The sequence below is a fragment of the Rhodanobacter caeni genome (assembly GCF_039523575.1).
In the GTDB taxonomy this organism is placed as follows: domain Bacteria; phylum Pseudomonadota; class Gammaproteobacteria; order Xanthomonadales; family Rhodanobacteraceae; genus Rhodanobacter; species Rhodanobacter caeni.
In genome coordinates this window covers 483,574-495,453 of the sequence record NZ_BAAAFO010000002.1, presented here as the reverse complement: position 1 = coordinate 495,453, position 11,880 = coordinate 483,574, and the positions used below count along the sequence as shown (strand labels likewise).

Here is an 11,880-nt window from a genome sequence, read left to right as displayed (position 1 = left end):
TATTACTTGTTCTTGCCGCCGGTCGCCAGGCTCAGGATATCCACCGCCTGCTTGTGCAGGCTCGATGCCGTGTCCGAATCCAGCGTCTCGGTCTTGCCACCCGCCTCGTGGCGCTTCAGCACCAGCGTGCCGTTATCGGCCCAGCTCGCGCTGTCGGTGGACGTGGGCTTGGCGTTGCGGCTGGCTTTCTTCTGCTGCACCGCCGCCCACGGCTTGCCGTCACGATAGGCGAAATCGGTGCTGGTAAAGCCCTTGTCGCCGTAATCCACCAGCTCGCGGATGAACTTGATGTCGCCGGCCTGGCGGAAGATCTGCCAGCTGCGGGAAACGCCATCACCCAGCTTGGTGCCGCTCTTGACCATCATGCCGCCGATCTGCTGCTCCAGCTCGTTGAATGCCGCCAGATCCTTTTCCGCCGCCGTCTGCTCGGCCACCAGCTGGATCGACACCTCGTTCTTGGCGCCGTTGGTCAGCACCGGGGCCTGCAGCGGCATGGTGTACTGGCGCTCTCCATCGGTCAGCTGCGCCTTGACGACATACAGGTCCGACGGATTGACCTTGGCGGGATCGAAAGTGAGCTCGAACGACTGCGGAAACGTCGTCGCGGGCGACACCGTCTTGGTGGCCAGCGGCGCCGTACCGGACTGCGCCGTCGACGACACGTTGACCAGGCTGATCACCAGCTTCGCGTTCGGCGACAACTGCGCCGGCTCGCGCAAGGCAACCGTGCCGCTCACCACGTTGGTCGTCACGGCCGCGGCCGCGCTGCCGGATGCGGCAACACCGGCGCTGCCCTGCTGCGACGAAGAGGATGCATTGCACCCGGCCAAAACCAACGCCGCAAGTGACGTCAGCGACAAAACCAGCTTGCGCATGGGGAAAACCTCGAATTCTGCGTTCAACGGACACGAACCTGTCAGACGCCGAAACGCCACAGTCATTCGCGGGGGAAACCCCGAGCATAGCCCAAACAGTCCAGTCGGAAAAGTCAATCGGACTCAGGCGGACTCGTGCATGCTCGTCCAGCGCCATACGCGGCCGCACGCCGAGTCCATTCAAAGCATTTTGCACGCGGCATAGAAAAGGCCGCCGGGAAACCCGGCGGCCTTCGTTCTCGACCCTCGATGAGTTGTAGAGCTAGCTCATCAGAAGTCGTACGACACACCGAAGCGGAAGTAGCGCGGGGTCGTCGCACCATACGGACGACCATAGCTCTTGCTGGTCGAGATCGGGTACGTCTGCGTGATGACCTGGTTGTCAAACACGTTGTAGACCATCGCGTTGAAGGCCAGCTTCTTGCCCGCCCACTCCGGACGATACTCGGCGCTCAGATCCAGCCGGTACGTCCACGGATGACGCGTATCACCCGGCTGTGTCCACTTGCCGTTGCAATAGTGGTAGTACGGACCGTACCCCAGACCGGGGTTGGTCTGCTCTGGACCGTAATAGCCCAAGCAGGTCTTGGGCGCACCGGACGCAATGGCCACATTGCCCGAAACCAACCATTCCGGGGCAATCTGGTAGGAACCGTAGGCCTTCAGCTGATGGCGACGATCATTGGCCAGCGCGCCGTTGGCGTACTCCATGGTCGCGGCGTAATCCCAGTCCACCGTGGCAGACACGTCTTCCTGGCCGATATCCGTACGAACCTGGCCTTCGCTGTTGCCGTAGCTGCGCGAGAACAGGTAGTCGATCTTGCCGAACCACTTGCCGTCGAACGGATGCTCCAGGTACAGATCCAGTCCGTAGTAGTGGCGCTTCATGGTGGTGTTGAAGCCGAAATCTTCCTTCCACCGCATCGGCACTTCGTAGTAGCCGCCATCCAGCTTCTTGATCGAGTACACCGCATCCTTGCCCGGGTTGATCAGGAAGCTGCCGGGGATCGCGCCAGCATCGTAAGTGGTCGGATCAATGCCCATCTCGTCCATCTTGGCAATGATCGAGGGCGAGTCACCGATATCGTCGATCGCGTTGCGAAGATTACGGTAGGTGGCCTTGGCACCAAAGACCCACGCGTCGCCCAGCGACTTGTCGAAACCAAGGATGTACTCGTCCTGGTATTCCGACGTCAGGTTGCTCGCCGAGCCCACCTTCGGATCGCGCGGCTGGCCGTACTCGCCATTGGCGGAGAACGGCTGGCCAGCACCCACGCTGGTGTCGAGGGCATGCAGGCCGTAGGGGATACCGTTCTCGTCGATGCCCTCATAGGTGTAGTACTCGCGGGTGTACAGCGACGAACCCGCCGAACGCTGTGCCACGCTGCTGGGCAGCGCCAGGTAATAACGACCGGCGTTGCCGTAGACCTTGAAGCTGGAGTCGCCGTTGACGTCCCAGCTGAAGCCCAGGCGCGGAGCCCACTGCGGCGACGTCAGACGCAGATAGGGTTCACCGCCAGCGTTGTAGTTCGTGAACTGGTCGTTGCGCAGGCCCAGCTTGACCAGCCAGCGATCGCTGATCTGCCAGCTGTCCTCGATATACTGCGCACGCTGCATCACGCGGAACGAGCCATTGTCGTGATACCGGTACCGGGCGACGTAGTAGCCCGTTTCGCCACCAGGCTGCGATCCGGTGTTGACCACCCACGGGCGCTTTTCCCAGCCCGCACCCGTATCGGGGCCACCGACGACATAGGTGTCGGCGTCGCCCTTCATGGTGTCATATTCCCAGGCGTAACCCAGGCCAGAGTCCGGGAACTTGGTACCGGCGTCGATATTGTTGACCGTCTGGTTGTCGATACCACCGGTGATGGTGTGGTCACCCAGCTTGTAGCTCAGGTCGATACGCAAGTTGGTGCTGGTGGAACGGTGGCCCGGCAGGTTGATGGTGGAAACCGTCTGGGTGTTCTGGTTGCCCGCACCGGGTACATCCGGGTTCTGATCCGGGTAGCCGAACAGGTACGGATACGTCGGATCGTATCCCGGCGTTTCGCTATACCAGGTGCCCTTCATCTTGCCGTACATCACGGTGGCGGTCAGGTCATCGGTGATGTAGCTGGTGAACTTGCCCAGATAAACGTCGGCACCGTTCTTGGTGCTGGTGTCATAGCTGTTGAAACCACCCTCTTCCTGGGTGTCGTAGTCGAAGCTGTTCATCGTGCCAGCGTAGGACGACTTGTTCGACGCCGCGGTGATTTCAAGAATGTTGCGATCGGTGATGTTCCAATCCAGCTTGGCGTACCACTTCGGATTGTCGTAACGATAATGGGTGACGTAGGGAGCGGCATCCGAACCCGTGCTCCGGCCCTGCTGACGCTCGGCTTCCACCGCCGCGAAGATGAACAGCTTGTCCTCGATCAGCGGGCCGCCGACATAGGCGTCCACCGTGGTGGTCCAGGACTTGTTGTCGTGGCGGTACTGGCGGATATCGCCGCGCGAGCCATCCTTGTTGCGGTAGTACCAGTTGTCCGGATCGGCCTTGAGGTCGTCCGGGGTCCACAGGATCTGGCCACCGAAGTGCCACTCGTTGGTGCCGCGCTTGCCGACCTGGCTGATTACGCCACCGTCGGAACGACCGTAGGCCGCGCCGTAGCCGCCACTGAGGATTTCCTGCTGATCGATCGCGCCATAAGGAAGGGTGATGCCACCGAAGCCGCTCAGCGGATCGGTGGTATTGAAACCATTGAGGTAATAGGCGTTCTCGGTCACGGACGCGCCGCCAATCGAGATCACGGAACCGCCGAGGGCGTTGGTGAACAGCGAGCTACCCTGGGTGACACCCGGCGCCAGCAAGGCGATGGCTTCCGCGTTGCGGGCCAGCGGCAGTTTCGCCAATTGCTCGGCGGTGATGACGGTGCGCGAATCGACGCCGGTCACGTCGATCGTCGGCAGGGCGTTGGCCTGAACCGTGACGGCGGCCAGGTTCTGCGCACCCTCGGCGCCGCCGAAGGAAACTTCCGTGCCCGAACCCACGCGCAAGGTGACGTTGGAGCGGGAATCGATGGTCTTGCCATCGCGTTGCAAGGTGACCGTGTAGCTGCCCAGCGGCAGCGAGCCGATGTCATAACGACCCGACGAATCAACCGTGACCGAGCGGGTCACGCCGGACGTGCTCCTGACGGTCACGGTCTCGCCGTTGCCGGCGGGGACCTGACCAAAGATGCTGCCGGTCGTTGCCTGGCCGAAGGCCACCCCGGTGAGACCGAGGCCGAGGGCCATGGCGAGCGCGGTGCGTGGAAGCTGGCGCGCGATGGATGTTTTCCGCGAATTCATAGTGGTGACTCCAAGGTTCTACCCGGGTATCCGGGCGCATGAAACTTATTGTGGGACCCTAAACTTCCGCCTTCGCTATCGCCCCAGGTGTCGCATCGACTTGCTGGCTGTTGCTGCGGAGTTCGCCCGACGTTAATTCATGGAATCATGGGGGTCAACACTTTACTAACACGCGTGTACGAAATCTTAACATTTGGCCGACTCGGGACATGGATCGCTTGAGTGCCGAAATATTTCGTGCTAGAGCGTCGATTGGGCGCGCTCTGCGTAAAAATAGGCAAGTCATTCAGCAGGCTGTATCAATGGTTTCCACGGCAACGATCCTGGCCCGCTGGAACTTTTAGTACGGATTGCGCATGCCAGTGGTGAAACTCCACCGACAGCGACGCCGATCGAATGGGACTGAAACCTTATGAAAACATTTCGGGCATCGTGTTTCTTTGGCGTTTGCGCTGTGGTCGCCACGACGCTGTACGCGCAGGACGCGCAGAAGGGCCGCTCTGAAGCCCGAATGGAAATGACGAGGCAGATCAGCGCGCGCGGGGAACCTTTCGACGTGCAGGCCACTCGCGAGGCGCTGAAGCAAGCGCACCGCACGCCGCTGATGACACCGATGGAGTCAACGGAAACCTTCCTTTCGCTGGACCGCAACGGCGACAAGGTGCTGTCCTACTCCGAGGTGCCGCCGGGGATGCCTCTCCTGCGTTCCCAGTTCAGTCGATACGACCTCAATGGCGATCATCGACTGACCTACAGCGAGTTTGCGAACTACACCGACGTTGTACCCAACGAACTGGCACGCAGCCCCTGATACGCCCTTCGGCGTCCGTCGCCAGGCCCACGCAAGAGGCCGGCCGCTGGGAATGGACGTCCAGGCGTCCATACGCTACGCCCCGGCGGCGTAGCGTGCAGACTCCACTCGTTGCAGGGGAGGTGACGCTACGTGGGGCGGCTGTCGACCACCGTCGACACGACGGTCCGGGTTCCGCCGCGCGCTACAGCCTGGCGATGTCGGCAACCGCCGCGAACTGATCCTGCAGCTGTCGCAACAAGGCGGTGCGGTTGGCGCGGATGGCCGGGTCGTCCGCGTTGACCAGCACGCTGTCGAAGAAGCTGTCCACCGGCGCCTGCAACTGGGCCAGTCGGCTCAATACGCTGGTGTAATCGCCTTGGGCCAAGGCATCGGCGGTATCGCGACGGGCGGCGGCGAGTTCGGCGGCAAGCTGGCGTTCGGCGTCGGTTTCGAAGAGGGCGGGGTCCAACGCAGGCGGCGCGCCGGCTCCCTCGGCTTCGGATTTGCGCAGGATGTTGGCCACGCGCTTGTTGGCGGCGGCCAGGCTGGTGGCTTCGGGGCGGCGGCCGAACTCGGCCACGGCGCGCAGGCGGTGGTCGAAATCGACCAGGCTGCCCGGCTGTACGGCCAGGACGGCCTCGAACTGGTTGCTGTCGAAGCCCTGCTCGGCGTAGTAGCCGCGCAGGCGGTCAAACACGAAATCGCACAGTTCGCCCGCCAGGGCGGCGCGACGGCCAGGGGCCGGGGGCGGCAGGACGCCATCCTTGCCGGGTTTCAGTGCCGCCGACAGCGCGCTGTCGGGAATGAGTTCCAGGGCTTCCAGGAAGCTTCCGCGCAGATCGAGATCCATGTCCGCCTCGATCAGGGTTCTTGCCAGGCCGAGCGCGGCGCGGCGCAGCGCGAAGGGGTCCTTGTTGCCGCCGGGCTTCATGCCGATCGCGAAGATGCCGGCCAGCGTGTCCAGCCGCTCGGCGACCGCCAGCACCTGCCCTATCACGTCGCCGGCAATGGCGTCGCCGCCGAAGCGCGGCTGGTAATAGCTGTCCAGCGCGTCCGCCACCTGGGCCGGTTCGCCATGGCGGTTGGCGTAATAACGTCCCATCACGCCCTGCAGCTCCGGGAATTCGCCGACCATGCGGGTCAACAGGTCGCACTTGCTCAGGCTTGCGGCACGCGTGGCAAGCCCGGCGTCTGCACCGACGCGGTTGGCGACGATGCGCGCCAGTTCCGCCACGCGCACGCTCTTGTCCCACAAGCTGCCCAGCGCCTGTTGATAGGTGACGCTCTTGAGCTGCGCCTGGTTGTCGGCGAGCGGCGTCTTGAGGTCTTCGTCCCAGAAGAATTTGGCGTCGGCGAAGCGCGGCCGGATCACCCGCTCATAACCCTTGCGGATTTCGGCCGGGTCCTTGCTCTGGATGTTGGCGATGCCGATGAAGTGTTCGGTGAGCGCGCCATTGGCGTCGAATACCGGCACGAATTTCTGGTTGGCGACCATCGTGGTCACCAGCGCCTCGGGCGGCACCTGGAGAAAGTCGCGCTCGAACGCGCAGGCAATCGCCACGGGCCATTCGGTGAGGTTGGCCAGCTCGTCCAGCAAGGCGTCATCCATGCGCGGCGCGCCGCCTGTCTCGAGCGCAGCCTTTCCCACCTCCTGCTGGATTCGCTGACGGCGCTCGGCGGGATCGGCAAGCACGTAGGCGGCGCGCAGCGTGTCCAGCCAGCTGTCGGCGTCGGCGATCGTGACCGGCTGCGGATGCATGAAGCGATGGCCGCGCGAGATGCGGCCGCTCTCCAGGCCCAGCACTTCGCCCGGAACGACCTCGGCACCGTGCAGGATCACCAGCCAGTGCGCCGGACGCACGAAGCTGTAGTCGTGATCGGCCCAGCGCATCGGCTTGGGGATGGGCAGGTGGCCCAATGCCTCGTTGATGACCTCCGCAAGCAGTGCCGAAACCGGCTGGCCCGGTTTGACCGTGCGCCAGACGAACCATGCGCCCTTGTCGGTCTCCAGTTTCTCCAGCTGGTCGACGCCGACACCGCAGGAATGGGCAAAGCCCAGCAGCGCTTTCGACGGCTGGCCATCGCTGCCTTGCGCGGCCGCCAATGCCGGCCCACGGCGCTCGATCGATTGCGGCGGCTGATGGGTGGCAACGCGGGGAATGTGCACGGCGAGCCGTCGCGGCGACGCGTAGACGGTGGCGCGATCCAGGTCGGCCTCCACGCCACGCTTGACCAGGCCGTCGCAGATGCCGCGCAGGAAGGCGCCGGCAAGATCGTCCAGCGCCTTGGGCGGCAGCTCTTCGGTGCCCAGTTCGATCAGCAGTGATTTGTGCTCAGCCACGGGCCTGCTCCTTTGCCTGCTTCAGGCCCGGAAAGCCCAGTTTCTCGCGCTGCGCCACGTAGGTTTCGGCCACGCTGCGCGACAAGGTGCGCACGCGCAGGATGTAACGCTGGCGTTCGGTGACGCTGATCGCGCGGCGGGCGTCGAGCAGGTTGAAGGTGTGGCTGGCTTTCATGACTTGTTCGTAGGCGGGCAGCGGCAGGTTGGCGGCCACCAGCTTGTTGGCCTCGCCTTCGCAGACGTCGAACCAGTGCAGCAGTTCGGCCACGTTGGCGTGTTCGAAGTTGTAGGTGCTCTGCTCCACCTCGTTCTGGTGGAACACGTCGCCATAGGTCACCGTGCCGCGCGGGCCGTCCGTCCACACCAGGTCGTAGACGTTGTCCACGTTCTGCAGGTACATCGCCAGGCGTTCCAGCCCGTAGGTGATCTCGCCGGAAACCGGGCGGCATTCCAGGCCACCGGCCTGCTGGAAATAGGTGAACTGGGTCACCTCCATGCCGTTCAGCCAGACTTCCCAGCCCAGTCCCCAGGCGCCGAGCGTGGGCGATTCCCAGTTGTCCTCGACGAAACGCAGGTCGTGCACCAGCGGATCGAGGCCGAGTTCCTTCAGCGAGCCGATGTAGAGCTCCAGGATGTCTTCCGGATTGGGCTTGAGCACCACCTGGTACTGATAGTAATGCTGCAGGCGATTGGGGTTGTCCCCGTAACGGCCGTCGGTGGGCCGGCGCGAAGGCTGCACGTACGCCGCCGACCACGGTTCCGGACCCAGCGCGCGCAGGAAGGTCGCCGGATGAAAGGTGCCTGCGCCCACTTCGGTATCGAGCGGCTGCAGCAACACGCAACCCTGCGCCGCCCAATAGCGGTTGAGGGTCTGGATGATGTCCTGGAACGTGCGGGCGGACATGGTTCTCCGTGACCTTGCGATAAAGCGCGTTAGTATAGCGGCAGCTCGCCTGGGTGCTGGTTGCGGCCAGCCAGGGGCCCACGGGAATTCTTTCTTTCGGGATGACCATGTCACCGCCTATCGCGTCGCTGCTCGGTCGCCGCGGCCGACTGCAACTGGACGATCTGCTGGCCTCGCTGGTAGTGGACGGTTTCCTGCTGGGCGACGATGCGAAGCGCGTGCGCATGGGTATCCGTGCCGGGCGGGCCACGGTGGAGCTGCATCCGCTGGTGCTCGTGGCGAACGCCAAGCTTCCCAACCAGCGCGATCCCGGCCGTCCGCTCAGCCTGGAGACGCTGACCGAATGGCTGGCGTCGAAAGCCGCCCTGCCGTACCTCAAAATCGACCCGATGAAGATCAACGCCGGCTCGGTCACCCAGGTCGTGAGCCACGCGTATGCGCAGCGACACCGGATTCTTCCGGTCGCCGCCGCCCCCGACTCGGTGACGTTCGCCACCTGCGAACCTTTCGACGCGGCGTGGGCCGCCGACCTGGCCCAGATGCTGCGGCGCGACGTCAGGCGGGTGGTCTCCAGCCCGCTGGACATCAACCGCTACCTGCAGGAGTTCTACGGCGTACAGCGCTCGATCCAGATGGCGCAGGATGCCAAGAGCAATGGCGGCTACGACACCTCGGCCCTGCTCAACTTCGAGCAACTGGTCGAGCTGGGCAAGACCGGCGAGGTGGGCGCCGACGATCGCCACGTGGTGCATATCGTCGACTGGCTGCTGCAGTACGCGTTCGAGCAGCGTGCATCGGACATCCATCTGGAGCCCCGCCGCGAGGCCGGGCAGATCCGCTTCCGCATCGACGGCGTCATGCACAAGGTGTTCGAGCTGCCGCCGCCGGTGATGACGGCGGTCACCGCACGCATCAAGATTCTGGCCCGCATGGACGTGGCCGAGAAGCGCCGCCCGCAGGACGGCCGCATCAAGACCCGCTCGTCGGCCGGCCGTGAGGTGGAACTGCGCATTTCCAACATGCCCACCGCGTTCGGCGAGAAAGTGGTGATGCGCATCTTCGATCCCGACCTGGTGGTGAAGGATTTCGCGCAGCTGGGTTTTTCCGCCGCCGAGGGAGCCCAGTGGCGCAACATGGTGGAGCGCCCGCACGGTATCGTGCTGGTCACCGGTCCCACCGGTTCGGGCAAGACCACGACGCTCTATTCCACCCTCAAGCATCTGGCCACGCCGGCGCTCAACGTGTGCACGGTGGAAGATCCGATCGAGATGGTGGCGGCCGAGTTCAACCAGATGCAGGTGCAGGCGTCGATCGATCTCGATTTCGCCGCCGGCGTGCGCACGTTGCTGCGCCAGGACCCGGACATCATCATGATCGGCGAGATCCGCGATCTGGAAACCGCACAGATGGCGGTGCAGGCCTCGCTCACCGGTCATTTGGTGTTGTCCACGCTGCACACCAACGACGCACCCAGCGCGATCACCCGCTTGCTCGACCTGGGCGTACCGCATTACCTGCTGCAATCCACGCTCACCGGCGTGGTGGCGCAGCGCCTCGTGCGTACGCTGTGCGTCCACTGCAAGGAACCCACCACGCAGGACCCGCAGACATGGGCGGTGTTGACCCACGGTTGGTCCATGCCCGTGCCGGAGCAGGTGTTCCGCCCGGTGGGCTGCCTGGAATGTCGCAACACCGGCTTCATGGGCCGCACCGGCATCTACGAAATGATGATGCTGTCCCCGCACCTGCGAGGACTCATATCGGCACAGTTGGATCTTGGCAAGTTCGGCCAGGCCGCGCTGGCTGAAGGCATGCGCCCGCTGCGTATTTCGGCGGCCGACCAGGTCGCCAATGGCCTGACCACGGTGCAGGAAATCCTTACCGTATTGCCACCGATCGACGCACTCGGCGACGACGCTTCGTGACTGTCCACTTTCAACCTGTCTCTTCGATCCGATGAAATTTCCGCCGCTCCGTTTTTCGCCGGCCAAGCCGGTTCTGGTGATCCGCACCGGCCACGCCCCCAAGCCCATCCGCGCGCGGCATGGCGATTTCGCCCACTGGTTCTGCCTCGCCGCGCGGTTGCCGTCCAGCCAGGTCCGAGTCGTCGACGTGACCGCCGGCGAACAACTGCCGGCTCCGGACGACGTGGCGGGAGCACTCATCACCGGCTCGGCGGCGATGGTTACCGAGCGCGCCACATGGAGCGAACGCACGGCCGGATGGATACGCAACGCGATGGATGCCGAATTGCCGATGTTCGGCATTTGCTTTGGGCATCAGCTGATGGCGCACGCCTTGGGCGGCCGCGTCGATTATCTATCCGGCGGGCGCGAGATCGGCACCCTGCCGATCAGGTTCCTGGCCGACGCACCGCTGGATGCCCTCACCGAAGGGATGCCGGCCAGCTTCCGCGCCCATACCACGCACGAGCAAAGCGTGGTGGAGATTCCAGCCGACGCCACGGTGCTGGCACGCTCCGATCGCGATCCAAATCACTTGCTACGCTACGGCAAGCAGGCCTATAGCGCGCAATTCCACCCGGAATTCAACGCCGAGGTCATGCGCGCCTACATCCGCCGCAAACATGCCGACATGCAGCGGGAAGGGTCCGATCCGCGGCGGATCTTCCGAGAGGTGGCCGCAACGCCCGTGGCGCGCGGATTGTTCCGCCGGTTCGTCCAGCTGCATATGGGACCGAACATCGCGGATATTCCCGCCAACTCAGTAGCGCAGGCGGCGAGCCACGGCGTCGCGTGAGAACAGCGCGAATACCAGGCCGACCAGGAATCCCCCGATGTGCGCCCACCATACGTAGGCGCCGTAGCTGGGGCCGGCATAGCTGAAAAGCAGCTGCAGCAGCACCCAGATGCCGATCAACAGATAGGCCGGCACGCGGACGAACTCTAGATACAGCCCCAGCGGCAGCACCAGACCGAGCTTGGCACGTGGGAACAGCGCCACATACGTGCCCACCACCGCCGATACCGCGCCGCTGCAGCCAATGATCGGCAGCCGCACGCCTGCCAGCGACAGGGCACCAATCAGATTGGCCGCGATCCCCCCGATCACGAACAGCGCCAGAAACCGCAACGACCCCAGCGCCCGCTCGCCCGGCAGACCAAAAATCAGCAGGAACAGCAGGTTGCTCATCAAGTGCAACCATGTGACGTGAATGAACAACGCGGTGAACAGGCGCAGCAAGGCCGGATCGACCAACTGCGGCAGCCATGCCTCGTGGGTGTCGAAGATATTGGCGGGTACCGTGCCCCACTCCAGCAGCAACGCGATGCGCGTCGGCGCGGGCGTCAACGCGAGACCCACGAAACACATGACGCAAAGACAGACGATCAGCGCTGTCGCCCAATGCCAACGGGTACGTCGACGTGTTTCGACATGGACAAACAAGTGCGCACTCCTGGACGCGACATGGCGCGCCCCATCATAGATGACCATCGGGGCAGCACCTACGACACACGGCTCCGTTCAAGGGACATGCGTCACGCCAGCCGCGGCGACCATTCGGCCGCGTCACCTGGATAAATCGGCGATACCAACAACGTACGGCGAGCGCGCCACATCCAACACCGAATGCTGCGCTTCGCCAGCTGCGCAGGATCATCAGCGCAAAACG

8 protein-coding genes are annotated in these 11,880 nt (G+C 64.0%); 3 read left to right on the top strand and 5 right to left on the bottom strand.

Translation table 11 applies throughout. The features are described 5' to 3' along the window. Positions 1-2 precede the first annotated feature (2 nt). On the bottom strand, positions 3-875 hold the full coding sequence (locus tag ABD017_RS06695) for a YbaY family lipoprotein (RefSeq protein WP_343881433.1): 873 nt from the start codon (positions 873-875) through the stop codon (positions 3-5). Between the two features lie 270 nt (positions 876-1,145). Further along, positions 1,146-4,208, bottom strand: a complete 3,063-nt coding sequence (locus ABD017_RS06690; protein WP_483430738.1) for a TonB-dependent receptor — start codon at positions 4,206-4,208, stop codon at positions 1,146-1,148. 412 nt (positions 4,209-4,620) lie between these two features. On the opposite strand from ABD017_RS06690, the gene ABD017_RS06685 reads away from it, so the two are divergent. Then, positions 4,621-5,019, top strand: coding sequence for a hypothetical protein (locus ABD017_RS06685; RefSeq protein WP_343881429.1), 399 nt, complete (start codon positions 4,621-4,623; stop codon positions 5,017-5,019). Positions 5,020-5,203: 184 nt separating this feature from the next. Here the strand turns inward: ABD017_RS06685 and glyS are convergent, their stop codons facing one another. Beyond that, positions 5,204-7,342 (bottom strand): glycine--tRNA ligase subunit beta, encoded by a 2,139-nt coding sequence (glyS, locus tag ABD017_RS06680; RefSeq protein ID WP_343881427.1) that lies wholly within the window; start codon positions 7,340-7,342, stop codon positions 5,204-5,206. Continuing rightward, positions 7,335-8,267: a glycine--tRNA ligase subunit alpha gene (gene glyQ, locus ABD017_RS06675; protein WP_425543697.1), complete on the bottom strand. Its 933-nt coding sequence runs from the start codon at positions 8,265-8,267 to the stop codon at positions 7,335-7,337. The genes glyS and glyQ overlap by 8 nt, the downstream gene beginning before the upstream one ends. 80 nt (positions 8,268-8,347) lie before the next feature. On the opposite strand from glyQ, the gene tfpB reads away from it, so the two are divergent. Both tfpB and ABD017_RS06665 read left to right on the top strand, forming a co-directional pair. Then, positions 8,348-10,171: a type IV pilus assembly ATPase TfpB gene (tfpB, locus tag ABD017_RS06670; RefSeq protein ID WP_343881423.1), complete on the top strand. Its 1,824-nt coding sequence runs from the start codon at positions 8,348-8,350 to the stop codon at positions 10,169-10,171. Between the two features lie 31 nt (positions 10,172-10,202). Then, positions 10,203-11,006: a glutamine amidotransferase gene (locus ABD017_RS06665; protein ID WP_343881421.1), complete on the top strand. Its 804-nt coding sequence runs from the start codon at positions 10,203-10,205 to the stop codon at positions 11,004-11,006. Here ABD017_RS06665 and ABD017_RS06660 read toward each other — a convergent pair. Further along, positions 10,971-11,654: a rhomboid family intramembrane serine protease gene (locus ABD017_RS06660; RefSeq protein WP_343881419.1), complete on the bottom strand. Its 684-nt coding sequence runs from the start codon at positions 11,652-11,654 to the stop codon at positions 10,971-10,973. The two genes, ABD017_RS06665 and ABD017_RS06660, sit on opposite strands and share 36 nt — an antisense overlap. Positions 11,655-11,880: the final 226 nt, after the last annotated feature.

What these genes read in the sequence shown, in the direction of transcription:
- tfpB (WP_343881423.1), top strand. Translation starts at nt 8,348, where the DNA reads ATGACCATGTCACCGCCTATCGCGTCGCTGCTCGGTCGCCGCGGCCGA.
- ABD017_RS06685 (WP_343881429.1), top strand. Translation starts at nt 4,621, where the DNA reads ATGAAAACATTTCGGGCATCGTGTTTCTTTGGCGTTTGCGCTGTGGTC.
- ABD017_RS06690 (WP_483430738.1), bottom strand. Translation starts at nt 4,208, where the DNA reads ATGAATTCGCGGAAAACATCCATCGCGCGCCAGCTTCCACGCACCGCG.
- ABD017_RS06665 (WP_343881421.1), top strand. Translation starts at nt 10,203, where the DNA reads ATGAAATTTCCGCCGCTCCGTTTTTCGCCGGCCAAGCCGGTTCTGGTG.
- ABD017_RS06695 (WP_343881433.1), bottom strand. Translation starts at nt 875, where the DNA reads ATGCGCAAGCTGGTTTTGTCGCTGACGTCACTTGCGGCGTTGGTTTTG.